We start from the raw sequence: 24,352 nt of genomic DNA, 5'->3' as shown, positions 1-24,352 counted from the left end.
GGAGGGTCAAACGGTCGAAGACCGTTTGGGGCGGGGGGTGAGGGGCGGTTTGCGTATGCAAACGAAAAGGTCCTGTGGACCTTTTCGAGCACCGAACGCCCGTAGCGAAGCGAAGGGCTACTGTGCATACAAGCCCGCTCGGAACTGACACGCCAAAGCACAGTACACAGAAGAGCCATGAAAGACCCGACCACCCTCACCATGCTGGCCGACGCGCCGCTGACCCCGGTCCAGCGCCGGCGCAGCCTGATCGCCGTCATCGCCTGCATCAGCGTCGTCGGCATGGGTCTCGGCGTCTCGATCCCGCTGCTGGCGCTGCTGATGGAACGTCAGGGCGTGCCCGCCTCGATCATCGGCCTCAACACGGCCATGCCGGCACTGGCCACCTTCCTGCTGACGCCCTTCATCCCGGCACTTCTGCGCCGGGTCCCGGCGATCACCTTCCTGATGACCTGTATTCTGGTCTCGGCCGTCGCCATGCCGGCCTATTATGTCTTCCCCGATGTCTGGATCTGGTTCCCGATCCGCTTCGTCAACGGTCTGGCGTTGACCGGTCTTTTCGTCGTCAGCGAATTCTGGATCAACACCCTGGCCGACGAGAAAAATCGCGGCCGCCTGATCGGCATCTACGGCACGGTGCTCTCCTGCGGCTTTGCTTCCGGCCCGGTGCTGCTTTTCCTGGTCGGCACGCAAGGGCTGCTGCCCTTCGCCACCATCGGCCTGCTGATCCTCGGCGCCGGCATACCGCTGATCCTCTTCGGCCGCGGCCTCGCGCCCCGCGTCACCGAGCGCCCGACGAAAAGTTTCGCCAGCTTCCTCATCGTCGCCCCGGCCGCCACGCTGGCCGGTCTGGTCTACGGCGCCACCGAAACCAACATCTTCAACCTGCTGCCGGTCTATGGCGTGCGCACCGGCATGACCGAACAGACCGCCGCCTTCGTGCTCTCGATCTTCGCCGCCGGCAACATCCTCTGCCAGATCCCGATCGGCATATGGGCCGACCGTGCCGACCGCCGCATGGTGCTGCTGGTCTGCGCCCTTGTGGGCCTGCTCGGCGCCTCGGCGATCCCGCTGGTCGCCCACAACCTCTGGCTCTTCGCACCGGTTCTCTTCGTCTTCGGCGGCGTCGTGGTCGGCCTCTACACGGTCGGCCTGACGCTGCTCGGCCAGCGCTTTCGCGGCGCCGATCTGGCGTCTGCCAATGCGGCCTTCGTGCTGATGTATTCGACCGGCGCCCTGATCGGCCCGCCGCTCGCCGGCATCGGCATGGACCTCTGGGACCCGCACGGCCTGATCGTCGTCATGGCCGGGCTCTGCGGCCTCTATCTCGCCGTCGCCGGCTGGCGCTTCTTCACCGCCCCGCGCACTGCTTGACTTCACGCCGCCCGTGAGTAGTCTGCGCCCAAATCGGCCGATCGGGCACGCCCGGGCGGTCTCCGGGGCCTGAGCCTCAAGCCCCTGTAACTGCAAGGATTTCCGGCCATGGCGAAGCCCGCCTCCATCAAGATCAAGCTCGAAAGCACTGCCGACACCGGCTACTTCTACGTGACGAAGAAGAACAGCCGCACCATGACCGAGAAAATGGTCATCAAGAAATACGACCCGATCGCGCGCAAGCATGTCGAGTTCAAGGAAACCAAGATCAAGTAGGAGCCCCTTCGAGGCGCTCTGAACGCAGAAAAGCCGGTCCCGAGGGACCGGCTTTTTGATTGTCTGCCATCGGCAGAAAAGGTGGCCGGCCGGGAGATCGCGGCTTATCAGAGGAGGCCACTCCATGAACCACGCCCGGCCGGCCGTGCCCCGTGGACCCAGGAGATGCGGCGGACCTGGGCGCCCCACGAGGACACATATCGCCGCTTCGGCTGCGTCCGACTCACCCCCCAGCAAGAGCGGACACGCGATCGGCGGCGAAAGTGAATTGCCACGGAAAAAATAGCACGCTCTGCTGTGCCAATAAAGGAATTAGGGTCGATCTTCTTGTCTCGACCGCGTTAACCATGAAATTACAAGGTTAACCGGCGCCGCCGCGGCGCGAAGACAGGCGAAGACTGTATCTGGTCTGGAAGATGGCGAGCGGAGCCTCAGGCGGCTTCGGCAACCACCCGGTTGCGGCCGTCCCGCTTGGCGCGATAGAGCCCCTGGTCGGCGCGTTCAAGCAGCCTGGAGGCCGTATCCCGGGCGCCCTCGGTCATGGCGATGCCGATGCTGACCGTCACGTCGATCGCCTGCCCGGTCTCCTCGTTCAGCACGAAGGGCTTGGAGGCGATGCATTGGCGCAGCCGCTCGGCCACCATCATCGCATAGGCAAGATCGGTATCGGGCATCACGACGACGAATTCCTCGCCGCCCAGCCGGCAGGTCAGATCGATACCGCGCACATTCTGCGAAATCCGCGATGCGAACTGCCTGAGCACCGCATCGCCGGCAGCATGGCCATAAGTGTCGTTGACCGGCTTGAAATAATCGATGTCGAAGATCAGCAGCGCCACCGGCTTGCCGGTCTTGTTGCTGTCGTCGACCAGCGTCGACAGATGACCTTCCATGTAGCGCCGGTTGTAGAGCCCGGTCAGCCCGTCGGTGACGGCCATCTCGAGGCCCTGCTGGAACTTGTCGCGCAGATAGTCCTGGTAGCGCTTGCGGCGCAACTGGCTGCGGCACCGCGCCACCAGCTCGTTGCGTTCCACCGGACGCACCAGATAGTCGTTGACGCCCATGTCGAGCGCCCGCACCAGTCGGCCGGTATCGCCCTCTTCGACGATCGCGAGAATGGGCGTCTGTCGCGTCGTTTCGAGCGAACGTAGCTGCGAGCAGATGCGCAGCCCGTCATGTTCCTGCAGCGTCAGACTGACGATCAGCAGATCGAAATCGCCTTGGCTGGCAAGTTCGAAAAGTTCTTCCGGCGTCTCGGCCACGATCACCGAATGTTCGAGCGAAAGCGTTTCGGTGACACGCTTCACCGAGGTCGGACGGTCGTCGATGACCAGAATGCGGCCCGGTTCCTTCAACAGGAAATTGTCGCCGCCGGCATTCAGCGCACCGATGCGCTGCCCGGTCGCTTCGCGCATGCGCAGCTCGTCGGTCACCATCTTGAGGCGCACGAGACTTTTCACCCGCGCGAACAGCGCCATGTCGTTGAGCGGCTTGGTCAGGAAGTCGTCGGCGCCGGCCTCCAGGCCCTGCACGCGGTCCGACGGCTGGTCGAGCGCGGTCACCATGACGACGGGAATATGCTCGGTCTCGGGCATCGATTTGAGGCGGCGGCAGACCTCGAAACCGTCCATGCCCGGCATCATCACGTCGAGCAGGATGATATCGGGCTGCTTTTCCTTGGCGGCATCCAGCGCCTCCGGGCCGGACGAGGCCATGAACACATCGAAATATTCGGCTGTGAGCTTGGCGTCGAGCAGCTTCAGATTGGCGGGAACGTCATCGACGATCAAAACGCGAGCGGTCACGGAATCCCGTCCTTGCCGGCAGAATGAACTTTAGCGAAGGAAACGCTGAACCGTTTCCAGGAACTGCGTCACCGAGATCGGCTTCGAGATATAGGCCTCGCAGCCGCCTTCCCGGATCTTCTCCTCGTCGCCCTTCATCGCGAAGGCCGTCACGGCCACCACGGGGATGGAACGGAGGTTGTCGTCTTCCTTGATCCATTTGGTGACTTCGAGCCCCGAGACTTCCGGAAGCTGGATATCCATCAGGATCAGGTCGGGCCGATTCGTGCGCGCGATTTCCAGCGCCTCGATGCCGTCGCGCGTCTGCAGCGTCTGATAGCCGTGCGCGTCCAATAGATCGTGGAAGAGCTTCATGTTGAGCTCATTGTCTTCGACGATCAGGACCTTTTTAGACATTGCGTCCATAGCTCCAGAACTCCAACTTGCCCGGGCATGCCCGTATTCGAACCGAAATCCCCGGTCTCCGAGACGCCCGACTGGGGCGTCACTGGAGATCATATGACCCGAATATCCTTAACTAAGTCTTTAACGGGGGGTCACCGGACCGAGGCTTTCCTTCGATTTCTAATTAAACTGCGCCTATGATTAACGTTGCGTGTGTATATCGGATGAAGGTGCGAATGACCGGAGACGAGGCTGAATTCGTGGCTATCCACGCCTTGGGCCATATCGCGGCCGACGAGGACCTGTTGGGCGACTTCCTCGACCGCTCGGGCCTCGCCCCCGACGAGCTGCGCGCCCGCGCCGCCGACCCGGTATTCCTGGGTTTCGTCCTCGAATATCTGCTGGGCGACGAGCCCCGCCTGCTGGCCTTCTGCGAAGAAGCGGGCCTCGCGCCTGAATTGCCGGCTGCCGCCCGCCGCGCCCTTCCCGGCGGCGAAGAGGTTCACTGGTCGTGAACGCCGAGGCTCCGCGCCCCCCGAAGCCCGATCCGCTGGCGATCGACGAGGCCGTGATCCCGCAGATCGATGCCCTCGACCTGGTGCCCGGCCGCCCGATCATTGTGTCGGACGCCGACGAGGTCCTGATCCAGTTCGTCGCCGGCCTCGAACTCTATCTCGAAACCCAAGGCCTCTGGCTCGACCTGCAAAGCTTCGCCCTGACCGGCAACATCAAGAGCCGCGAAACCGGCGAGCCGGTCGCACCCGCCGCGATGCCGGCCCTGCTCGACGGCTTCTTCGCCGCACAGACCCATTCCCTGCTGGTCGTCCCCGGCGCCGCCGAGGCACTGGCCCGCCTTTCCGAACGCGCCCAGATCGTCGTCCTGACCAATGTCCCCTTCGAGGCCCGCGAAACCCGCGCCGCCAATCTCGCCGCGCAAGGCATCGCCTACCCCGTCATCGCCAACAAGGGCCTGAAAGGCGGCGCCGTGCGCCGCATGGCCGAGCGCGTCAAGGCCCCGGTCGTCTTCCTCGACGACATCCCCCACAACATCGCCTCGGTCGCCAAGGCCCACGCCCCTTCCCACCGCATCCACTTCATCGCCGACCCCCGCCTCGCCAAACTCCTCGGCCAGGCCCCCGACAGCCACTTCCACACAACCGAATGGAGCGCGGCGGAGAACTTCATTTCGGAAAAACTGAAGGCGGAAGGGTTCTGACTTCTCCAGCGAAAAAACAGATTCGTCATTGCGAGCCGAAGGCGAAGCAATCCAGAAGCGGCAGGTTCGGAGTTTGCGGCTTCTGGATTGCTTCGTCGCTTCGCTCCTCGCAATGACGTGTTTTTTTGTTCTTCCGGCGCGAAGCGCCAGAAACCTTCTCTTCTCCGCGACTCCGCGTCTCCGCGTGAATCCTTCTACTTCGCGCCTTCGCGTGAAATCCTAAAAACTCCCCCGCGTCACCACCTTCCCGCAAGCCGCAACAATCTCCGCCTGCCGCGCCGAAACCTCCGGCTCTACCCACCCGGCACACCGCGCATCCGTCGCGTCGGAGGCACACCACAACCCCGACCCGTCCGACTGCGGACGAAACCGCAATCCCTGCACACCGTCTCCGTCAAGCCGCGACCCCAGATAATTCAGCACCTCGAGCCTGAGCCGCGCCGCTTCCCCGCCCATCGGCGCCACCCGCAGATGCATGCCCGTCAGCGGCAACGCCTCCACTGTCTCGACCGCCAGCCCCTCATCGCCGCGCACATATCCCACCCGCAACAGCAGCCCGAAATCGCGGCAGATGTCGAACCGCGCCATGTTCTGCGTCCCGAGATGCAGGAAATTCCCGAGCCCATAGGCGACGAGATGCGCGCCCGAAATCTCGACCCCCTTGGCGACATGCGCATGATGCCCGGCAACGATCGTCGCCCCCGCACCCGCCGCCGCGTGCCGGAACCGCGCCACGTCCGCCGCATCCGTCAGCGGATCGAACTCGCGCCCGTAATGCACCGAAAGGATGCGCAGCTCCGCATCCTCTTCCCTCAGCCGTGCCGCAACGTCAGGAAAATCAGCCCGCTCCTGCAACATGCCCGCACGGCCCTCGCCCGCCGGCAACCCGCCGCCCGCATTGCCGACCGCCGACACCGCGACCTTGACCCCGCGCATCTCGAAGACATGCGGCCGCGTCGCTTCGTCGCGCGTCCGCCCCAGTCCCGGCCAGGCCCGCAGGCCTGGCACCGCCGCCACATGGGAAAGTGTCTCGCCCGCCCCGCGCGTCCCGTAGTCGAGCGCATGATTGTTGGCGAGCGAGAAGACGTTGATGCCCGCTTCGGCAAATTCCCGCACACCTTGCGGATGCATCCGGAACACGAACATCTTGTCCCGCGCCGCAATCTCGTTGCGGTTTGTCACCACGCTTTCGAGATTGGCGAAGACGACATCGCCCTCAAGCCACGGCGCGATCCCGGCCAGCGCCTCGGCGCCCGTCACCAGCCGCCCGCCCTTCCAGCCGCCCCGCGCATCCACCGGCGCCCCGCCCCCGTTGAGTCCCGTATCCCCCGCCAGCACCACCGTCAGCCGCTCTTGGGCGTTGGCGGGCGGGAGTGCAAACTGCAGCAAGGCGAGCAGCGCCAATGCAAATCTGAATTTTACCATTCACCCCCCGATGAATTGCCGAAATGGATATGAACACAGGCGTCATCCCGGCGAAAGCCGGGGCGGCTCGTCGCAATGATGAGACCTGATCGTCCGGCGCGACCTGTCCACCGACCTGTCGGCCGTAGCCTTTGGCGAAGGTCGAAGCTGCGAAGCAGCGCAGGAGGAAGCGCCGGAAATCTTCTCTCCTCCGCGACTCCGCGTCTCCGCGTGAAACCCCTTCTTCCCTTCGCGTCTTCGCGTCTTCGCGTGCGTAACTCCCAAATCTGATATCCTTCGTCAAAAATGGAATCCCCATGCGCATCGGCATCGACCTCGGCGGCACCAAGATCGAAGGACTGGCACTCGACGCGGCAGGCCGCGAACGGGCGCGCCGCCGCATCGCCGCGCCCCAAGGAAGTTACGAAGCGACCGTCGCCGCGATCCGCGATCTGGTCGCCGCCCTCGAAGCCGAAACCGGCGAGCGCGGCAGCGTCGGCCTCGGCATTCCGGGCATGGTCTCGCCGGCCACCGGCCTGGTGAAGAACGCCAACAGCACCTGGCTGATCGGCCATCCGCTGGCCCGCGATCTCGAAGCGGCGCTGGCCCGTCCCGTGCGCCTCGCCAACGATGCCGACTGTTTTGCCCTGTCGGAAGCGACCGACGGCGCCGGCGCCGGCGCGGCTTCGGTCTTCGGCGTCATCCTCGGCACCGGGGTCGGCGGCGGCATCGTCATCGGCGGCCGTCTCCATGGTGGCCCCAACGCGATTGCCGGCGAGTGGGGCCACAACCCGCTGCCCTGGATGCATCCCGACGAATATCCGGGCACCGGCTGCTATTGCGGCAAGAAGGGCTGCATCGAGACATGGATCTCGGGCCCGGCCTTCGCGCGCCTCTACAGCGAGGAGGAAGGCGAGGCCCTGACCCCGCCCGAGATCGTCGCCGCGGCGGAAGCGGGCTCGCGCCCTGCCCGCCTGGCCTTGCGCCGCTATGCCGACCGCCTCGCCCGCGCGCTGGCGCATCTGATCAACATTCTCGATCCCGAGATCGTCGTGCTGGGCGGCGGCATGTCGAACACCGAAGCCCTCTACGACGAAGTCCCGGCGCGCTGGGGCGCCTATGTCTTTTCCGACACGGTGGTGACGCGGCTGGCCCGCAACCGCCACGGCGATTCAAGCGGCGTCCGCGGCGCGGCCTGGCTCTGGCCGGGGGAAGAGAGCCCATGAGCGAAGGCTTCTGCCGCGACTGCTACGCTCCCGCCCCCGAAGGCGCAACGCGCTGTCCGGCCTGTCATCGGCCACGCCTGAAATTCCATCCCGAACTGCACGCGCTCTCGATCGCCCATCTCGATTGCGATGCCTTCTATGCCGCCGTCGAAAAGCGCGACGATCCCGCCCTGCGCGACAAGCCGCTGATCATCGGCGGCGGCAAGCGCGGCGTCGTCTCGACCTGCTGCTATATCGCCCGCATTCGCGGCGTCCGCTCGGCCATGCCGATGTTCAAGGCGCTGGCCGCCTGTCCCGAAGCGGTCGTCCTGCCGCCCGACATGGCCAAATACGCCAAGGTCGGCCGCGAGGTCCGCCAGTTGATGCAGGAACTGACGCCGCTGGTCGAACCGCTCTCGATCGACGAGGCCTTTCTCGACCTTTCCGGCACCGAGCGCCTGCATCACGGCTCGCCGGCGCTCAGCATGGCCCGCCTCGTCAACCGCATCGAAAAGGAAATCGGCATCACCGTCTCGGTCGGCCTCAGCCACAACAAGTTCCTGGCCAAGATCGCCTCCGACCTCGACAAGCCGCGCGGCTTCTCGGTGATCGGCCGCGCCGAGACCATCGACTTCCTGGCCGGCAAGCCGGTGTCGTTGATCTGGGGCGTCGGCAAGGCCTTCGAGACGAAGCTGGCCCGCGACGGCATCACCCGCATTTCGCAGCTCCAGCGCATGGAGGAGAACGACCTGATGGCGCGCTACGGCTCGATGGGAAGCCGTCTCTGGCGCCTCGCCCGCGGCCTCGATGTCCGCACCGTCGAGCCCTCCCAGGGCGCGAAAAGCATTTCGGCCGAAACGACGTTCACGGAGGATATTTCGGACGCCGCCGCCCTCGACCGCGCCTTGTGGCCGCTTTGCGAAAAGGTGGCCAGGCGCGCCAAGGCGGCCGGCCTGTCGGGCGCGACCGTCGTGCTGAAACTGAAGACCGCCGACTTCAGGACCCGCACCCGCAACCGGACGCTGCACGATCCGACGCAACTTGCCGACGTGATCTACCGCACCGCCGCGCCGCTGCTGGCGAAGGAAGCGACCGGCACCCGCTTCCGCCTGCTCGGCATCGGCATTGCGCAACTTGCCCCCGCCGATCTCGCCGACCCGCCCGACATGCTCGACCCGGCCGCGACGCGGCGTGCCCGGGCCGAACGGGCGATGGATCGCCTCCGGGCGAAGTTCGGGGACAAGTCGATCGGCAAGGGTCGCGGCCTCTCCCGCTGAAGCGGGGATAAGTCGGACTTGTCCCCGGGGGACAAGTTGGGTTATCGGCGGGGGATAAGTCGGTTTGTGACAGTTTTTTGACAGTTGCGTGACAGAGGGGGGGTCTTCAGCAGCTCCCGGCTGTGAAAAAATGCAGTTCGGTGAGCCGTCCCTTCATCACCACATCGTCGTAATCGAGCACCAGCGACGCCGAAACGCCATTGGATAGAAGGACATAGCCCATTTCGAAATTGGGCAGGCCCTCGCGCGCATCGCGGTCGAAATAGCCGAGCCGCACCGGCCAGGCGGTCATTTCCGACAGCGGCCGCACAGCGCTGCCGCTCAGAGCCGCGGAAAGAGCATCCTCGGGAACCGCTAAGGCCTTGCCGATAAAGGCATTTGTCGGGTTTTCGGTCTCTTCCGTGCCGTCGAAAATCGGGGCGCTGAAGCGCTGCCGTCCGGCCCGCGCCGCCGCCATCAGCTGCAGATTATAGGCCACCGGAAACAGCACCTCGCCGGGCATCTCGAGCGGCAACTGGCCCTCCCGCGTCACCCTTACAGGGCCGGTTTCGTCGGCGCGCAGCGCGATTCCGCTTTCGGATTCAATGAGTTGGCCGTTCACATATTCGGTCCGCTCGAACCGGAATTCGCCGCCATCCGCCGCCTCCCACGTGCTCAGGCGGACATCGTTCCGCACCGAAACGTCGCTCTCTCCCGTCACCGTCGTCACCACCCGCTGCAACGACGTATACCCCCCGCATTCCCTCCCGCCGCGCCATTCCACAACCATCCGCCCTTCGATTCCGGCGACATCGCTGACCGCCTGCGAGCGCACGAGCGAAAGTTCGTAGACGGCGCGATGCATCTGCATCTCGGCTTCAACTGCTGTGGCACTTGCATCCGATGCGCCGGCCAACAGAAGAATGGCGATCAAATTCGTGCGTCTGGCGCGCATGGTTCCGGCTTTCCTTCCCCTTATCACCTTCGGTCTTTTGCGATCCTACACCATCGGCTAAACCGGATGATCAATCGAACGCCAAGGCCCCTCATGTCCCGCCCCCGCATTCTTCTCACACGCAAGCTCCCGCCGGAAGTCGAAGCCCGCGCCATCCGCAGCTATGACGCTGATCGGAATATGGATGATCGCCTCTATGCGCGCGAGGAAATGCTGGCCCGCGCCGCAGGCAAGGACGGTCTCCTCGCCACGGTCACCGACAGAATCGACGCAGAACTGATCTCGGCACTCCCCGAGAGCATGCGCATCATCGCGACATTCTCGGTCGGCTACGATCATATCGACATCGCCGCCGCCGCAGCCCGCAACATCGTCGTCACCAACACACCCGACGTCCTGACCGATGCAACGGCCGAAATCGCGATGCTGTTGATGCTTGGTGCCGCTCGCGGTGCAAACGCCGGAGCTGCCACTATCCGCGAAGGTCGATGGAAGAACTGGGCACCAACCGGAATGCTCGGACGCGAGATCTCGGGCAAGCGGTTGGGCATTCTGGGGCTCGGGCGCATCGGTCGCGCCGTTGCCCGCCGCGCACGCGCATTCGGCATGACGATACACTACCACAATCGCAGCCGCCTCGACGCCGCGAGTGAGGAAAGTGCCGTCTTCCATCCCGACATTGTTTCAATGTTCGCCGTCTCGGATGTCTTGTCGATCCATTGCACCTCGACGCCGGAAACGCGTGGGCTCATCAACCGCCGGAGCCTGGCGCTCCTGCCACCGGGCGCAATCCTGGTCAACACGGCACGCGGCGATATCGTCGACGACGACGCGTTGATAGAGGCTTTGGCGTCGGGCCACGTTGCCGCTGCGGGCCTTGACGTCTTCAATAATGAACCGAACCTGCATCCGGGCTATCTGGAGCTGCCAAACGCATTTCTATTGCCGCATCTCGGGAGCGCGACATTCGAAACACGAAATGCGATGGGATTCCGCGCACTCGACAATCTCGATGCGTTCTTCGCCGGACACACTCCACCCGACAGGGTCGGTGCATGATCCGCGGTATCATTGGCATCGTATTCTTCAGCCTTGTTGCCTGCGACGCGCCAAACCAACAATTGGTAACGCTGCGCGATTGCGTCGATTGTCCCGAACTGGTTGTCCTGCCCCCCGGGACGTTCATGCGGGGCGCCGGCGATAATGATACTGCCGCCGACGCAAGCGAGTTTCCACGCCATGAAGTACGAATCGTAAGATCCTTTGCCATTGCGGCCAAACCGGTCACGGTGGCGGCCTTCGCGGCCTTTGTCGAAGCGACCGCATATCGCGCCAATGGCGGCTGTCATACGCTGACGCCGCAAGGCTGGCGGGTCGACCGTTCGGCGAACTGGCGTGCGCCTGGCTTCCCGCAGATGCCGGACCATCCGGTCGTCTGCATTTCCTGGCACGACGCTATTGCCTATGCCGAATGGATGTCCGAAAGAACCGGCGCTCCTTACCGCCTGCCAAGCGAAGCGGAATGGGAATATGCGGCCCGCGGCGGCACGACCGGCACAAATTTCTGGGGTGATGACGAGAGGCTCACCTGCGACTATGCCAACGTCAACGACCTGACAGCCAAGAACAAGGTGGCCAAGGTCGCGGAGCCTTGCGACGACGGCTTCATGTACACAAGCCCGGTCGGCAGCTTCCAGCCCAATCCGTATGATCTCTACGACATGGTCGGCAATGTGTGGGGCTGGCTCGCGGATTGCTGGATGGACGACTACAGGCTCGTGCCGCGCGACGGCAGGCCGGGCACTGCCGGAAATTGCAGTATCCGCGTCCTTCGTGGCGGCTCGTGGACCGACACGCCGGGGCCGATACGGATAGGCGCCCGCGAAAACCGTTTGGCAGAAGATCGACTCTCGATCGCTGGCTTCAGGCTCGCGCGCGATGTCGAGCAGCACATTGAATGACCCGGCAAAGCTGAGTCACACGGGCATATTTTGCCGGGCAGCGCCCAAGACGCAAGTGACCCATCTTGTTGATTTTAAAAGATTTTTCATCTGGCAAAAACATTGCATTTCCCATAGCCAGATGATCAGCCTTGAACAGGAACGCAGGCATATTGCGGGGGACAATGATGGGCTACGTGAAGCGGATGGCAGGCACAGGAGCGGGTAGCGCCCCTCTAAGGGAAGGCGCGCTGCCGATCGATCCCTCCACGGAACGATTCCGCCGCAGCATCGGATCGGCATCACGTGGATCGGGAAATCGCGACATCGTTGACCGTGCGCTTGCTTTTGCCGATGACGCAGAAACACGCATCGTGGAACTTACCGCGCGCGTCCGCCAACTCGAAGCACTGACACAGACCGACGAGCTGACAGGCTTGCTGAATCGTCGCGGATTCGATGAGGTCCTGCGCCGGAATCTCCTGAGCGCGGCGCGCTATGATGAAACGGGACTGTTGGCCTATATCGACCTTGACGGATTCAAGGCGATCAATGATCGATGCGGCCACGCGGTCGGCGACGAAGTCCTGCGTGCCGTCGGGAACCACCTTGCCAAGAGCATCCGTGCCACCGATTATGCTGCACGTCTTGGGGGCGATGAATTCGCTGTTCTCTTCGTGCGCGCCGAGCACCGCCGTGCACGTGAGCGCGCCCGCGAAATGTTGCGCGGAATTGCCGATATCGAAATCCCCTGCAAATCAAGTACGATCTCGGTCAAAGCCAGCGTTGGATTCGCATCTTATACCGGCGCGACCTCCGCTCGCGATCTGCTCGATCGTGCGGACCGCGCCATGTATGCCGACAAGAAGAATGGCGGTCGTGCCGTCCGACTGACCACGCATGGATGATTTGACTATTTCAGCGACGTTCCTTTTGGTTGTTGCTGCGTGATGCAGTGAATTGATCCGCCACCTTGGGCAATTTCGAGGGCCGGCATCTGTATCACCTGACGGCCCGGAAATGCCGCGGCCATGATTTCTGCCGCCCTGCCGTCATTCGGATCGTCATATGTCGGCATGACAACCCCGCCATTCGCGATATACGCATTGACATATGACGTGCAGAGGCGGCGCCCATCGGCGCGCTTGAGATTGCGGCGGGGTTGCGGAATCTCGATGATTTCCAGCTTTTCTCCGCGCGCATCGCGGGCGGCTTCAAGCCGGGCGCGATTATCCTGCATTCGTTCATGATTGGGATCGCCGCGGTCTTCCGGCATATGCAACAGCACGCGACCCTGCCCTGCAAAACAGGCGATCATGTCGACGTGACCACTGGTCTCGTCATCTTCCAGACCGCGATCAAGCCAGATGATTCGTGACACCCCGAGATTCAGGGCGAGGTTCTCCTCGATCTGCTGTCGCGTCAGCTCCGGATTCCGATTGTCGTTGAGCAGGCATTCCTCGGTCGTCAGTAGCGTTCCATAGCCGTCCGCGCATATCGAGCCACCCTCCAGCACCATGCCGCCCTTGTAGGTCCGCATCCCCAGCCGTTCCAGGATGAGGCCGGCGACAGCCGCATCGTGTTCATAGTTCTGATAGGCATTGCCCCAGGCATTGAATCGCCAATGCGTTCCAGCGACCCCGCCTTTTCCATCCGCAACAAAAATGGGGCCTGAATCGCGCGCCCAACTGTCGTCGATCGGCAGCGGAACGACCTCGACCGACCGACCACAGGCCAGCCGCGCTTGCGCTTCGTCTTCAGGACGGCACACCATCGATACGGGCTCAAAGCCCGCGATCGCTCGTGCAACCCGGGCATAGACCCCGTAGGCTTGCGGCAGACGCTCGCCCCAAAGCTCGCCGCGACTCGGCCACTGCATCCAGCACCGCTCGTGCGGCTCCCATTCGGCGGGCATGAAGAGATCGTCGTCCGCCGGCCTGCGCAATCCACTCATCGTACCCCCATCGCCCCGCCAGGGTCTTTCGTGTTCTCGTCCAAAAGGTTAGGTATAGCCGCTGGATCATGTGCGGCAAGCACGAGCACAAACGGAGCGATGGAGATGGCTGGTAGGATCGATGCGCGCCTGAAGGAACTCGAAATTGAACTGCCTGTACCGGCAAGCCCGGCCGGCACTTACTTGCCTTATGTCGTCACTGGTAATCTGGTCTTTATCTCAGGTCAGGGGCCGATGGGCCCCACGGGCATCAGCCATCAGGGCAAACTTGGCCGGGATCACGATGTCGAGGCCGGCAAGGCAGCCGCGCGCCTGACCATGCTCAACGTTCTCGCCCAGCTGAAAGCCGCTTGCGGCGGCAACCTCGACCGTGTGAAACGGGCCGTCAAAATTCTCGGTTTCGTCAATGCGACGGCCGAATTCGACCAGCAACCGGCCGTCATCAATGGAGCATCGGACCTTTTGGTCGAGATTTTTGGTGACGCAGGCCGTCATGCCCGGTCGGCGGTGTCGGCACCCAGCCTGCCGTTCCAGATATCGGTCGAAATCGAAGCCGTTTTCGAGATCGCGTGAGGCGAGGCCCTTCTCTGGAATTGCAACATGGGAGACAATGAACAGGCCATCATCCGCGTTGTCGACAGCTTGAAAGGCGTCGACTTCCGCGCATGGGACGCTTGCGCCAACCCGCCGGGTGAACCAGCAAACCCGTTCATTTCCCATGCCTTTCTTTCAGCCCTGGAGGAGAGCGGCTCGGCGACGCGGCGCACAGGCTGGTCGCCGCATCATCTGCTTCTGGAAGATGATGCCGGCGGACTGGCCGGCGCAATGCCGCTTTACCTAAAAACCCACAGCCGCGGCGAGTACGTCTTTGACCAGGGTTGGGCCAGCGCGTTCGAAAATGCGGGCGGCCGCTACTACCCGAAACTGCAGGGTTCGGTACCGTTTACGCCCGCAACCGGCAAGCGCCTTCTGACACCTTTGGGCCCCGGCCGCGGCTCGGCCGAAGATGCGCTTGCTGCAGGCGCTGTCGAGCTTGCCACCCGCCTCGGCGTTTCGTCACTTCACCTTACCTTTCTGCCGCAGCGTCAGTGGAGCCGTCTCGGCCAACTCGGATTCCTGCAGCGCACCGACCAGCAGTTCCATTGGCACAATCGCGGCTATGGCTCCTTTGACGATTTTCTCTCCGACCTTTCCTCCCGGAAGCGCAAAATGATCCGCAAGGAACGCGCGCGCGCGATGGACAATGGCATTGGCGTCGAATGGGTGACTGGAAGCGACATCACCGAGGATCACTGGGACGCATTTTTCACTTTCTACATGGACACAGGCGCGCGCAAATGGGGGGCGCCCTATCTGAGCCGCGAATTCTTCAGCCTGATCGGCGAGCGTATGTCAGGTCAGACCCTGTTGGTCATGGCACGGCGGGAGGGCCGGCTGATTGCAGGCGCCCTCAATTTCATTGGCGGCGATGCACTCTATGGTCGGAATTGGGGGGCGGTCGAACACCATCCCTTCCTGCATTTCGAGTGTTGCTACTATCAGGCCATCGAATTTGCCATCGCCCGGGGACTAGAGAGGGTTGAAGCGGGCGCCCAGGGCGAGCACAAGCTGGCACGCGGCTATCTGCCGGCGCGGACCCATTCAGCGCACTGGATCGCAAACCCGTCTTTTCGTGAGGCCGTAGCCGAGTATCTGAGCCGTGAACGGCAATATGTCGATCGGGATATCGCCGCTCTTGGCGAATACGCCCCCTTCCGGCACGATGTCGGCAGCGACGAACATCGAGAGGACGATTTCTGACCGTGGCCTATGATCCAGACAACATTTTCGCAAAGATTCTTCGAGGCGAAGCCCCTTGCTTCAAGGTCTATGAAGACGACATGACTCTCGCATTCATGGATGTCATGCCGCAGGCCGAGGGTCATACGCTCGTCATCCCGAAATACCCGGCCGAAGATCTGCTTGATCTGGACCCCGAATATGCCGGCGCCATGGCCAAAACGGTCAAGAAGATCGCGGCAGCAGTGAAAGTGGCATTTGCGGCCCCCGGCATATTGGTCGCACAACTCAACGGCGCGCCTGCCGGACAGACGGTCTTTCACATCCACACGCACATCATCCCGCGCTCGCAAGGCATCGACCTGAAGCTGCATGCGCGCCAGATGGCCAATTTCGATGAGTTGAAGAAACACGCCGAACGCATCAAGGCGGCGCTCGACTGAACACGAAGGCAGGCGTCGCGGCACAGGGGGGAACGATGAGAAAGATGCACATGGCGACGGCACTGACCGTCGCGCTTTCTGTTGCGGCCTGCTCGGAGAACGATAGCTACACACAGGAAATTGTCGTGTCGCCCTCGCCGTTTCACGGAATTCATGGCCTCACTTTTACAAGTGACGGCAAACTCCTTGCAGGCAGCGTCGTGGGACGTGCCATCTACGAAGTCGACACCGAATCCGGAACGACGCGTATCTTTGAAGGCCCGCCCGAAGGCATGGCCGATGATATAGAGGAAGGACCGGATGGCACACTGGCTTGGACGGCCTTTCTCGACGGCAAGGTATTTGCCCGCAAGCCCGATGGAAGGCTGTTGACTTTGGCCGAGGGCCTTCCGGGCATGAATTCGCTGGCATGGAACGGAGAAGGTCGCCTTTTCGCCACGCAGGTTTTTCTCGGGGATGCCCTTTTTGAACTCGATCCTTCGGGACAAAATCCGCCGCGCAAGATCATGGAAGGAATGGGCGGTCTCAACGGGTTCGATTTCGGCGCTGACGGCAAGCTCTATGGACCACTCTGGTTCAGGAAGCAGATCGCACGTGTCGACGTCGATGCGGCCACACTCGAAGTCATAGCGGACGGATTTGGAACGCCGGCCGCCGTCAATTTCACCTCGCAAGACAAGCTGTATGCAGTCGACACCGAGAGAGGCCATGTCTACAGGGTCGACACCGGATCGGGCGAGAAAGAGCTGATCGCTGAAGTTGCGCCGGCGATCGACAATCTCGCCTTCGACGCCGACGACAATCTCTACATCAGCAATATGGCCGACAATGCTGTCATCGCGATTGACACCGAGACAGGCGAAGCACGGACCATCGTTTCAGGCGCGCTGGCCGTTGCCGGCGATATCGCGATGTCCGACAGCGGCGCAATTTACATCGCCGACCTGTTTGCTGCGCGCATGGTTGATCCAGATACGGGTGAGGTGGCGGAACTTGGCCGGGTCTTTGCCTCCGACATCGACTATCCTCTGAGCGTTTCTGTGGCCAATGGCCATATTGCCTTCGCTGCGGTCACCGCAGGCGCAATCCATGTGTTCGACGAGGCAACTGGACAATCCCTCGGCATCCATCACGGATTTACGACACCGGCTGAGGCGATTGTTCTCTCTGACGGCGCCGTCCTGGTCACCGAATATGCGCGCGGCGCGATCGTTCGAGTCGATCGTGACGATTGGTCGAAACGAACCGATCTCGTAACGGGACTTGCAGGCCCCGCAATGATGCTGCTGGGGAGCAACGATTTCGTCTATGTAAGCGAACGGGAGGGCGGCCGGATTCTCCGCGTCAACGCACAGACCGGCGAACACATTGCGGTTGCCGAAGGACTCTCTGCGCCCGAGGGATTCGATTTCGCACCGGATGGCCGGATCGTGGTTGCAGAAGTCGGCGCACAACGGATATCCGCCATCGATATCGAGAGCGGCAAATCCACTACTATCATGTCTGGGCTGCCGATCGGCTTCGGCACACCCGACGGCGCGCCCGCAATCTTCATCCCGACGGGCATTGCCGTCGATGCCGATGGGGACATCTATTATTCATCCGACATCGACGTTGCTATCTACCGGCTGAAGAAGCGCTGACAAAAAAGGCCGCCAAACATGGCGGCCTTGATCTTCGTGAAAGGCTGTTATTCGCCCATATGAAAGGCGACAAACTTGTTGCCATCGAGATCGCGGAAATAACCACCGTAGAAATTTCCGCCACGCACACCCGGCGCACCCTCGTCCTTGCTACCAAGACTCAACGCCTTTGCGTGAACCTTGTCGACATTGGCTCGCGACCCCACAGCCAGCGCCACCATTGTTCCGTTGCCGAATGTCGCCTTGTTGCCATCATGCGGCTTCGTTACCGCAAGCATGGGGCCACCGTTGCTCCAGCCGACAAAGCGGCCGGGGTCGGACATTGCGCGCTTGGCGCCGATCTCGCCGAGCAGGGCATCGTAGAAGGCCGTTGCCTTGTCGAGGTCGTTGGTACCCACCATCACGTAACCGATCATTTCTCAATTCTCCCTGGGAGTTGGACGTTTCTCTTGGCCGTTTACACTGAAAACGGCCACAACGCGTATCACGCCGTGGCCGCCTTCAATTCCCGGGCATCGAACAAATCCGACGCCGTTATTCCACAAGCAACGGTACTTTCGGCACACTGCCGCCCGACCCATCACCCGGCCGGTCCTTCGGCTTCCGGACACGAGGCTTTTTCGGACCGTCGCCGCCGGAAGGCGCAGCACTTCGCGGCGACGCCGCCTCGATATCGAAATCGAGCCCGTCGTCTTTCACCCCGACGCGAACATGTCCGCCCTTCACCAGCCTTCCGAACAGCACCTCGTCAGCCAGCGGCTTCTTGATGTGTTCCTGTATCACGCGCGCAAGCGGCCGTGCGCCCATTTGCTCGTCATAGCCACGCGCCGCCAGCCATTTGTTGGCTTCGGGCGTCAGATCGATCGTGACATTGCGATCGGCAAGTTGAGCCTCGAGTTGCAGCACGAATTTCTCGACGACACGCGATATAACGTCTTCCGGCAAATGGCCGAAGGGGATCGTCGCATCGAGACGGTTGCGGAATTCGGGCGTGAAGAGACGCTTGATTGCATCTTCATCATCGCCTGTGCGCTTCGTCCGCGCGAACCCAATCGGCGCTTTCGCCATGTCGGCAGCGCCAGCATTGGTCGTCATGATCAGCACCACATTGCGGAAATCGATCTTTTTCCCGTTGTGGTCCGTCAATTTTCCATGATCCATCACTTGCAGGAGGATGTTGAAAAGATCAGGATGCGCTTTTTCAATCTCGTCAAGCAACAACACGCAATGCGGATGCTGATCGACACCGTCGGTCAGAAGTCCACCCTGATCGAAACCGACATAACCCGGCGGTGCCCCGATCAGGCGCGACACGGTATGCCGTTCCATGTATTCGGACATGTCGAAACGAAGCATCTCGACACCAAGAATCGACGCGAGTTGCCGCGCCACTTCCGTCTTGCCAACGCCGGTGGGTCCGGAAAAAAGATAACAGCCGATCGGTTTCTCGGCCTCGCGCAGCCCGGCACGCGCCAGTTTGATCGACGCAGACAGCGCCTCGATAGCTGCGTCCTGGCCAAAAACGACACGCTTCAACTCCGCGTCGAGGTCTTTCAGCTTTTCCGTATCGCTCTTCGACACCGACTTCGGAGGAATGCGCGCCATGGTCGCGATGACCGCCTCGATCTCCGAGACGCCGATGGTCTTCTTGCGCCGCGACTCGGGCAGCAGCATCTGCGATGCGCCCGCCTCATCGATCACATCGATTGCCTTGTCCGGAAGCTTCCTGTCATGCATGTATTTTGCCGATAGATCGACAGCTGCTTTGACAGCATCGTTGGTGTAGCGGACCTTGTGGAAATCCTCGAAATAGGGCTTCAACCCCTTCAGAATCTTTATCGTGTCCGGCACGGACGGTTCGGCCACATCGATCTTCTGAAAACGGCGCACCAGCGCCCTGTCCTTTTCGAAATGCTGGCGGTATTCCTTGTAGGTCGTGGAGCCGATACAGCGCACCGTGCCGCTCGCCAATGCCGGTTTCAGCAGATTGGACGCGTCCATTGCGCCGCCGCTGGTAGCACCGGCGCCGATCACCGTGTGAATTTCGTCAATGAACATGATCGCGCCCGGATAGGCCTCGATCTCCTTGATGACCGCCTTGATGCGCTCTTCGAAATCGCCGCGATAGCGCGTCCCGGCCAGCAGCGTGCCCATGTCGAGCGAGAAGATCGTGGCATTGCGCAAAACATCGGGCACCTCCCCCTTTACGATACGTCGCGCCAAGCCTTCTGCGATCGCAGTCTTCCCCACGCCCGGATCGCCAACAAAAAGAGGGTTGTTCTTCGAACGCCGGCATAGGATCTGGATCGTTCGCTCGACTTCGCGCGCACGCCCGATCAGCGGATCAATCTTGCCCTGCTTCGCCTTCTCGTTGAGATTGACGCAGTAATTATCGAGCGCCTCGGTTGTACGTTCCTTGCGGCCGCGCTCATTTGCCTCCGGTTCGTCCTGCGCGCCGCGAACCGGTCGCGTCTCGGTCATATCGGCGCGCTTCGCAATGCCGTGACTGATGTAGTTCACAGCATCGTACCGCGTCATGTCCTGTTCCTGCAGGAAATAGGCCGCGTGGCTCTCGCGCTCGGCAAACATGGCGACCAGCACGTTCGCCCCCGTCACCTCTTCGCGCCCGGATGACTGAACGTGAATGACGGCCCGCTGAATCACTCGCTGAAAACCGGCTGTCGGCTTGGATTCCTGCCCATCATCGACCACAAGACTCGAAAGTTCGTTGTCCACATAATTGGTCAATTGCTGACGGAGCACCTCCAGATCGACATTGCAGGCTCGCATGACGGCGGCTGCATCCTGATCGTCAACCAGCGAAAGAAGGAGATGTTCGAGTGTTGCGTATTCGTGGTTGCGTTCATTGGCAAGCGCCAGTGCGCGGTGAAGCCCCTCCTCAAGACTGCGTGAAAACGTCGGCACTCCGAACCTTCCCTTCTGCTGGGCTACAGCATGAACGCGCTATTCTCGTTCCATCGTGCACTGCAGCGGGTGTTGGTGCTGCTGCGCAAAATCCATTACCTGGGTCACCTTGGTCTCTGCGACCTCGTAGGTATAAAGGCCGCAAATGCCGACTCCATGTTGATGTACATGAAGCATGATGACCGTCGCTTCGTCCCTTCCCTTGCCGAAGAACCGCTCCAGCACGTGAACGACGAACTCCATCGGCGTGTAGTCGTCGTTAAGCAGCAGAACCTTGTAGAGCGAGGGCTTCTTTGTCTTCGGCTTCGTCTTGGCTATGACGCCGGTGCCAACGCCACCATCTTCATCGCCGCGCCGCCTTTCGTCCGACATTCCCCGTTCCTGCCAATTCATCGTCTTCGTCCCGGCACGCGCAGACCGGAGAGCCTTGCTATCCGGCAACAGCCGAACCGACCGATGCCGCACCCTTCTATTAGATAGTTGACCATATCGAATTTCAAAGCCCAACCCAATCAAACCGGGCCTTTCCCGGCCAGCTCAAGCAGCCAGGCATCAATCCGTGCCTTGTTGACGCCAAGGTCCGAATAGCCGTAGCGGGAGCGGCTGTAGACAGCGAGGCTCGAATGTCCGGGTCCAAACGCCATGAATTGGACGGTAATTGTGTCAGGAAAGCCTAGAAGCGCGCTCCGCTGGACATAGGTATCGGTCAGAGTCGCGTCGTCCGCCGCCATCTGGACGACGCGGGGATGGGCAAGCGCAATCGCGCGAAACCGGCCCCTGAGTATCCCGGGCTCACTGGTGAAATCCGGAGCAGTCCGATGAGGCTTCGCCTTCAGGCAAAAACCGGCCGGGGCCACCAGGTACTGGTTCGGCTTCGCGGTCAGCCTCAACGTCTGGAAATCCATCGATCCTCGCGCAAATCCCCTTGTGGCTGAATACGCCGATTCTGGCGCAGGTAACCAGCCTGTTAACTTAGGTTTAACGCATTTAACCAAACGGTAAGATCTGGAGCCTAATCTGGGTCTGATTGGGTCAAGCGCCCGAAAAATATAAGATTTTTTTACCGATTTTGGCCAAAGGGCCTTCGCAAACTGTGGTCTCGGCGCTACAGTTCAGCGGGGTGAATAGCCGGGACGGCACATACGGGTTTCGGCCTTATGTGCATGCAAGAGGGGTTTTGGGGCTATGTCCGGGTCTGCGCTGGTGAGTATCGTGCGCATCTCTGGTGGATTCAGGGGACTTGCCGCCATGGCTGCGGTCGTCTTGTTGATCGCCGCCACCGCCCTCCCCGCTCAGGCCGCCAAACCCAAGACAGCAGCGCTGGTCATGGATGCCCATACGGGCCAGGTCATCTATTCGCGCAATGCCGACGAACTGCGCTACCCTGCTTCCCTGACCAAGGTGATGACGTTGTACCTGCTTTTCGAAAAGCTCGAAAAGCGCGAGATAACGCTTAATTCTCGCATTACCATGACCCAGCGCGGCGCCAATCAGCCGCCATCGAAACTGGGCCTGCGCCCCGGTCAGACGATCCGGGTGGAAGATGCCATTCTTGCCCTTGTGACACGCTCCGCCAACGACGTCGCCTCGGCCACCGGCGCATTCATTGCCGGTTCCGAAGCGAATTTCGCCAAGGTCATGACCAAAAAGGCGCGTGAGCTTGGCATGACACGCACAACCTACAGGAATGCGTCGGGCCTTCCGGACAGCGCGCAGAAAACGACCGCACGTGACCAGGCCACGCTGGCTCTGCGCATGCATCAGGATTTTCCGCAATACTACCATTACTTCAGCACCGAACAGTTCAACTGGGGAAAGTCCAGAATCCGTAACCACAACCGCCTGCTGGGCGAGTATCGCGGCACGACGGGCCTCAAGACCGGCTACACCAGGGCATCGGGCTTCAATCTCACGGCAACGGTCGAACGCGACGACAAGTTCCTGATCGGCGTTGTCATCGGCGGCGAGAAGGCCAAGTCACGCGATCAGCATATGGTCGAGATTCTCGATCGCGCGTTCCCGCGGGCCGTTGCCATGAAGACGAGCCGCACACAGATCGCGGCAGCACCGCCGCCCGTACCGGTGGTGCGCCCTGTGGGTCTCGTTCCGGCAGAAGATCGCGCCGCATTGCAGCAGCTCGCGGCGGCAATCGACGACAATGCCGACAGTTCGGGCCTCGCCGAGGGCGATGCCGAGGTGACAACGCCCGTCGTCATGGCTGCACCGCCCGAGCCTGTATCACGCCCTCGCAAGGTCTCGGCGCCTGTCGACAGCGTCACGGCCTATGCAACGGCAGCACTCCGCACGGCAGAGGATGCCGGTCGTCACGCCGGGCGCGAGATCGGCAACTTCCTGGTCGCACCGGCGAATGCAAGCATCAGCCCCGACGCGCCCGCCAATCCGCTTGTCCGCGAAGCGGCACTTGACCCTGCGCGCACTGCGCCAGCTGCGCGACAGTCATGGCGCGAGGGAGATCCGCTGATCCCTGATGGTACCTGGATCATCCAGATCGGCGCCTATGCCGATCAGGCCGACGCTGTCGGCAGCATTCGAAAAGCACTGCGCGCTGCACCCGATGAACTCGGCACGGCCGTTCCCGTCACGATCCCGGTCAAGACGGCCGACAACCGGACGCTCTACCGTTCGCGCTTTGGCGGGTTTGATAACGAGACTTCGGCAAAAACCGCATGCGGCCGTCTCGCGCGTCAGAGCATTCCCTGCATCGCCATCCCGCCCGCGAACTGGGCGCTTCCGCAGACGGCCAAAGCCGAAAGCCGCGGCTAGGCAGGCGTCCGCAGCCGTTCCTCGATCGGCAATGACAGCGTATCGATGAGGGCCCTCACCTCCGCCCGCGCTGCCACATGCGACATCGACATCTGAGCGTCGACACCCTCTTCCCGAAGATCGAGCAGTGTCAGGCCGGATGGAAACATTTCGCGAAAGATCACGCGCTCACCGAATCCCGGTCCGGTCCGAAATCCGATCCGTTCGGCCAGTGCGCCGAGCACAGCCTCGACCCGCCGCTTGTTCTTGGCATCGAGATGCGAAAGCCGGTTACGGATCACAACCCAATCGATCTCGCCGCCATCGCGCATCGCCCGGCGCTTCCGGCTCTCCCAGACCATCTCGCTGTAAACACTGGGCCCCTTGATACGATAGGTCTGGGAATCGACCCGGCCGAGCAGGTCGAAATCGACAAAACTGTCGTTCATCGGCGTGATCAGCGTATCGGCAAGCGCATGGCCAAGCCGCGAGAGATGGCTGTCGCTGCCCGGGCAGTCGATGACGATAAAGTCGTTTTCAGCAGCAAGCCGTGCAACGGCGGCTGCCAACGCGGCTTCATCCGCGGCATTGGCCTCCGCCACGGTCCCGAGCTCCGAGCGCGCGATGACCATGTGATCCGGCATGATCAATTTGACGCCGGCGGCGTCCGCCCAGGCCTTGCGGTTCTCCACATAGCGCGTCAGGGAGCGCTGGCGGCCATCGAGATCGACGGACCCCACGCGCAATCCCTCATGCAGAAGCAACGCAATGACATGCATGGCGGTTGTCGTCTTGCCCGACCCACCCTTTTCATTGCCCAGAACGATCACATGGGCGGGCAGACGCCCACCCCCGGATTCAGTCATATGCCCCCACAAATCCAGCCATTCGAATCGCGATCGGAGTGTGAGTAGTGCGGCCGGAAGCGTCAACTGTGCCAATGAGTGGGCAGTCCTCCGCGCCGCACTTGCGGTCCCCCCCACCCGTACGGCTAAACTCTTCCACGCGGTCGGCGGGCAATGTCATTCGA

Annotated in this window: 24 protein-coding genes; 14 read left to right on the top strand and 10 right to left on the bottom strand. The window is 62.0% G+C overall.

Going from position 1 to position 24,352, the window contains the following annotated elements:
- The first annotated feature begins 177 nt into the window (after positions 1–177).
- Positions 178–1,374, top strand: coding sequence for an MFS transporter (locus AAC071_RS11520; RefSeq protein WP_339832649.1), 1,197 nt, complete (start codon positions 178–180; stop codon positions 1,372–1,374).
- Positions 1,375–1,482: 108 nt separating this feature from the next.
- Positions 1,483–1,650, top strand: coding sequence for a 50S ribosomal protein L33 (rpmG, locus tag AAC071_RS11515; protein ID WP_012111739.1), 168 nt, complete (start codon positions 1,483–1,485; stop codon positions 1,648–1,650).
- 431 nt (positions 1,651–2,081) lie between these two features.
- On the opposite strand, the gene AAC071_RS11510 is transcribed toward rpmG, so the two are convergent.
- Positions 2,082–3,455: a PleD family two-component system response regulator gene (locus AAC071_RS11510; protein ID WP_339832646.1), complete on the bottom strand. Its 1,374-nt coding sequence runs from the start codon at positions 3,453–3,455 to the stop codon at positions 2,082–2,084.
- Between the two features lie 30 nt (positions 3,456–3,485).
- Positions 3,486–3,851: a response regulator gene (locus tag AAC071_RS11505; protein ID WP_339832644.1), complete on the bottom strand. Its 366-nt coding sequence runs from the start codon at positions 3,849–3,851 to the stop codon at positions 3,486–3,488.
- A 224-nt stretch (positions 3,852–4,075) separates the two neighbouring features.
- Here AAC071_RS11505 and AAC071_RS11500 point away from each other — a divergent pair, with 224 nt between their 5' ends.
- Positions 4,076–4,354, top strand: a complete 279-nt coding sequence (locus AAC071_RS11500; RefSeq protein WP_339832643.1) for a DUF3572 domain-containing protein — start codon at positions 4,076–4,078, stop codon at positions 4,352–4,354.
- The gene (locus AAC071_RS11495; RefSeq protein WP_339832642.1) at positions 4,351–5,055 is read left to right on the top strand and encodes a hypothetical protein; all 705 of its coding nucleotides are present in this window, start codon (positions 4,351–4,353) and stop codon (positions 5,053–5,055) included. Before AAC071_RS11500 ends, AAC071_RS11495 begins: the two co-directional genes overlap by 4 nt.
- A gap of 219 nt (positions 5,056–5,274) precedes the next feature.
- Here AAC071_RS11495 and AAC071_RS11490 read toward each other — a convergent pair whose 3' ends face one another.
- The gene (locus tag AAC071_RS11490) at positions 5,275–6,480 is read right to left on the bottom strand and encodes a CapA family protein (RefSeq protein ID WP_339832641.1); all 1,206 of its coding nucleotides are present in this window, start codon (positions 6,478–6,480) and stop codon (positions 5,275–5,277) included.
- A 296-nt stretch (positions 6,481–6,776) separates the two neighbouring features.
- Here AAC071_RS11490 and AAC071_RS11485 point away from each other — a divergent pair, with 296 nt between their 5' ends.
- The gene (locus AAC071_RS11485) at positions 6,777–7,685 is read left to right on the top strand and encodes an ROK family protein (RefSeq protein ID WP_339832640.1); all 909 of its coding nucleotides are present in this window, start codon (positions 6,777–6,779) and stop codon (positions 7,683–7,685) included.
- Positions 7,682–8,941, top strand: a complete 1,260-nt coding sequence (locus AAC071_RS11480) for a DNA polymerase IV (protein WP_339832639.1) — start codon at positions 7,682–7,684, stop codon at positions 8,939–8,941. Before AAC071_RS11485 ends, AAC071_RS11480 begins: the two co-directional genes overlap by 4 nt.
- A 106-nt stretch (positions 8,942–9,047) precedes the next feature.
- On the opposite strand, the gene AAC071_RS11475 is transcribed toward AAC071_RS11480, so the two are convergent.
- Positions 9,048–9,875: a cell envelope integrity EipB family protein gene (locus tag AAC071_RS11475; protein ID WP_339832638.1), complete on the bottom strand. Its 828-nt coding sequence runs from the start codon at positions 9,873–9,875 to the stop codon at positions 9,048–9,050.
- A gap of 93 nt (positions 9,876–9,968) precedes the next feature.
- Here AAC071_RS11475 and AAC071_RS11470 point away from each other — a divergent pair, with 93 nt between their 5' ends.
- From AAC071_RS11470 to AAC071_RS11460, 3 genes are all read left to right on the top strand, one after another.
- Complete coding sequence (locus tag AAC071_RS11470) at positions 9,969–10,934, top strand: D-glycerate dehydrogenase (RefSeq protein ID WP_339832636.1); 966 nt, start codon at positions 9,969–9,971, stop codon at positions 10,932–10,934.
- Positions 10,931–11,836, top strand: a complete 906-nt coding sequence (locus AAC071_RS11465) for a formylglycine-generating enzyme family protein (RefSeq protein WP_339832633.1) — start codon at positions 10,931–10,933, stop codon at positions 11,834–11,836. Before AAC071_RS11470 ends, AAC071_RS11465 begins: the two co-directional genes overlap by 4 nt.
- A 167-nt stretch (positions 11,837–12,003) precedes the next feature.
- Positions 12,004–12,723, top strand: coding sequence for a GGDEF domain-containing protein (locus AAC071_RS11460; RefSeq protein WP_339832632.1), 720 nt, complete (start codon positions 12,004–12,006; stop codon positions 12,721–12,723).
- 5 nt (positions 12,724–12,728) lie between these two features.
- Here the strand turns inward: AAC071_RS11460 and AAC071_RS11455 are convergent, their stop codons facing one another.
- A complete protein-coding gene (locus AAC071_RS11455; RefSeq protein WP_339832631.1) occupies positions 12,729–13,730 on the bottom strand; it encodes an agmatine deiminase family protein in 1,002 nt (333 codons plus the stop codon).
- A 144-nt stretch (positions 13,731–13,874) separates the two neighbouring features.
- Between AAC071_RS11455 and AAC071_RS11450 the strand changes: the two genes are divergently transcribed.
- Genes AAC071_RS11450 through AAC071_RS11435 form a run of 4 tightly spaced genes read left to right on the top strand, consistent with a single transcriptional unit; the run spans position 13,875 to position 17,634 of the window.
- The gene (locus AAC071_RS11450) at positions 13,875–14,342 is read left to right on the top strand and encodes a RidA family protein (protein ID WP_339832629.1); all 468 of its coding nucleotides are present in this window, start codon (positions 13,875–13,877) and stop codon (positions 14,340–14,342) included.
- A 27-nt stretch (positions 14,343–14,369) separates the two neighbouring features.
- Positions 14,370–15,569: a GNAT family N-acetyltransferase gene (locus AAC071_RS11445; protein ID WP_339832626.1), complete on the top strand. Its 1,200-nt coding sequence runs from the start codon at positions 14,370–14,372 to the stop codon at positions 15,567–15,569.
- A gap of 2 nt (positions 15,570–15,571) precedes the next feature.
- On the top strand, positions 15,572–15,991 hold the full coding sequence (locus AAC071_RS11440) for an HIT family protein (protein WP_339832623.1): 420 nt from the start codon (positions 15,572–15,574) through the stop codon (positions 15,989–15,991).
- 35 nt (positions 15,992–16,026) lie between these two features.
- Complete coding sequence (locus tag AAC071_RS11435; protein ID WP_339832622.1) at positions 16,027–17,634, top strand: hypothetical protein; 1,608 nt, start codon at positions 16,027–16,029, stop codon at positions 17,632–17,634.
- Between the two features lie 47 nt (positions 17,635–17,681).
- Here AAC071_RS11435 and AAC071_RS11430 read toward each other — a convergent pair whose 3' ends face one another.
- From AAC071_RS11430 to AAC071_RS11415, 4 genes are all read right to left on the bottom strand, one after another.
- Entirely contained in the window at positions 17,682–18,050 is a 369-nt protein-coding gene (locus AAC071_RS11430) for a VOC family protein (RefSeq protein WP_339832621.1), read from the bottom strand.
- Positions 18,051–18,168: 118 nt separating this feature from the next.
- On the bottom strand, positions 18,169–20,559 hold the full coding sequence (gene clpA, locus AAC071_RS11425; protein WP_339832620.1) for an ATP-dependent Clp protease ATP-binding subunit ClpA: 2,391 nt from the start codon (positions 20,557–20,559) through the stop codon (positions 18,169–18,171).
- Positions 20,560–20,598: 39 nt separating this feature from the next.
- A complete protein-coding gene (gene clpS, locus AAC071_RS11420) occupies positions 20,599–20,931 on the bottom strand; it encodes an ATP-dependent Clp protease adapter ClpS (RefSeq protein WP_339832797.1) in 333 nt (110 codons plus the stop codon).
- 140 nt (positions 20,932–21,071) lie between these two features.
- On the bottom strand, positions 21,072–21,464 hold the full coding sequence (locus tag AAC071_RS11415; RefSeq protein WP_339832619.1) for a DUF1499 domain-containing protein: 393 nt from the start codon (positions 21,462–21,464) through the stop codon (positions 21,072–21,074).
- Positions 21,465–21,807: 343 nt separating this feature from the next.
- On the opposite strand from AAC071_RS11415, the gene AAC071_RS11410 reads away from it, so the two are divergent.
- The gene (locus AAC071_RS11410; RefSeq protein ID WP_339832617.1) at positions 21,808–23,343 is read left to right on the top strand and encodes a serine hydrolase; all 1,536 of its coding nucleotides are present in this window, start codon (positions 21,808–21,810) and stop codon (positions 23,341–23,343) included.
- Here AAC071_RS11410 and AAC071_RS11405 read toward each other — a convergent pair.
- Complete coding sequence (locus AAC071_RS11405; protein ID WP_339832615.1) at positions 23,340–24,188, bottom strand: division plane positioning ATPase MipZ; 849 nt, start codon at positions 24,186–24,188, stop codon at positions 23,340–23,342. The two genes, AAC071_RS11410 and AAC071_RS11405, sit on opposite strands and share 4 nt — an antisense overlap.
- Between the last annotated feature and the right edge of the window lie 164 nt (positions 24,189–24,352).

It is taken from the genome of uncultured Parvibaculum sp., from assembly GCF_963975745.1.
GTDB lineage: Bacteria > Pseudomonadota > Alphaproteobacteria > Parvibaculales > Parvibaculaceae > Parvibaculum.
Note: the sequence above shows the minus strand (reverse complement) of the source record. Positions and strands in the feature narration are given on the sequence as shown.

What these genes read in the sequence shown, in the direction of transcription:
- AAC071_RS11520 (WP_339832649.1), top strand. Translation starts at nt 178, where the DNA reads ATGAAAGACCCGACCACCCTCACCATGCTGGCCGACGCGCCGCTGACC.
- rpmG (WP_012111739.1), top strand. Translation starts at nt 1,483, where the DNA reads ATGGCGAAGCCCGCCTCCATCAAGATCAAGCTCGAAAGCACTGCCGAC.
- AAC071_RS11505 (WP_339832644.1), bottom strand. Translation starts at nt 3,851, where the DNA reads ATGTCTAAAAAGGTCCTGATCGTCGAAGACAATGAGCTCAACATGAAG.
- AAC071_RS11500 (WP_339832643.1), top strand. Translation starts at nt 4,076, where the DNA reads ATGACCGGAGACGAGGCTGAATTCGTGGCTATCCACGCCTTGGGCCAT.
- AAC071_RS11490 (WP_339832641.1), bottom strand. Translation starts at nt 6,480, where the DNA reads ATGGTAAAATTCAGATTTGCATTGGCGCTGCTCGCCTTGCTGCAGTTT.
- AAC071_RS11485 (WP_339832640.1), top strand. Translation starts at nt 6,777, where the DNA reads ATGCGCATCGGCATCGACCTCGGCGGCACCAAGATCGAAGGACTGGCA.
- AAC071_RS11480 (WP_339832639.1), top strand. Translation starts at nt 7,682, where the DNA reads ATGAGCGAAGGCTTCTGCCGCGACTGCTACGCTCCCGCCCCCGAAGGC.
- AAC071_RS11475 (WP_339832638.1), bottom strand. Translation starts at nt 9,875, where the DNA reads ATGCGCGCCAGACGCACGAATTTGATCGCCATTCTTCTGTTGGCCGGC.
- AAC071_RS11470 (WP_339832636.1), top strand. Translation starts at nt 9,969, where the DNA reads ATGTCCCGCCCCCGCATTCTTCTCACACGCAAGCTCCCGCCGGAAGTC.
- AAC071_RS11465 (WP_339832633.1), top strand. Translation starts at nt 10,931, where the DNA reads ATGATCCGCGGTATCATTGGCATCGTATTCTTCAGCCTTGTTGCCTGC.
- AAC071_RS11460 (WP_339832632.1), top strand. Translation starts at nt 12,004, where the DNA reads ATGGGCTACGTGAAGCGGATGGCAGGCACAGGAGCGGGTAGCGCCCCT.
- AAC071_RS11455 (WP_339832631.1), bottom strand. Translation starts at nt 13,730, where the DNA reads ATGCCCGCCGAATGGGAGCCGCACGAGCGGTGCTGGATGCAGTGGCCG.
- AAC071_RS11450 (WP_339832629.1), top strand. Translation starts at nt 13,875, where the DNA reads ATGGCTGGTAGGATCGATGCGCGCCTGAAGGAACTCGAAATTGAACTG.
- AAC071_RS11445 (WP_339832626.1), top strand. Translation starts at nt 14,370, where the DNA reads ATGGGAGACAATGAACAGGCCATCATCCGCGTTGTCGACAGCTTGAAA.
- AAC071_RS11435 (WP_339832622.1), top strand. Translation starts at nt 16,027, where the DNA reads ATGAGAAAGATGCACATGGCGACGGCACTGACCGTCGCGCTTTCTGTT.
- AAC071_RS11430 (WP_339832621.1), bottom strand. Translation starts at nt 18,050, where the DNA reads ATGATCGGTTACGTGATGGTGGGTACCAACGACCTCGACAAGGCAACG.
- clpS (WP_339832797.1), bottom strand. Translation starts at nt 20,931, where the DNA reads ATGTCGGACGAAAGGCGGCGCGGCGATGAAGATGGTGGCGTTGGCACC.
- AAC071_RS11415 (WP_339832619.1), bottom strand. Translation starts at nt 21,464, where the DNA reads ATGGATTTCCAGACGTTGAGGCTGACCGCGAAGCCGAACCAGTACCTG.
- AAC071_RS11410 (WP_339832617.1), top strand. Translation starts at nt 21,808, where the DNA reads ATGGCTGCGGTCGTCTTGTTGATCGCCGCCACCGCCCTCCCCGCTCAG.
- AAC071_RS11405 (WP_339832615.1), bottom strand. Translation starts at nt 24,188, where the DNA reads ATGACTGAATCCGGGGGTGGGCGTCTGCCCGCCCATGTGATCGTTCTG.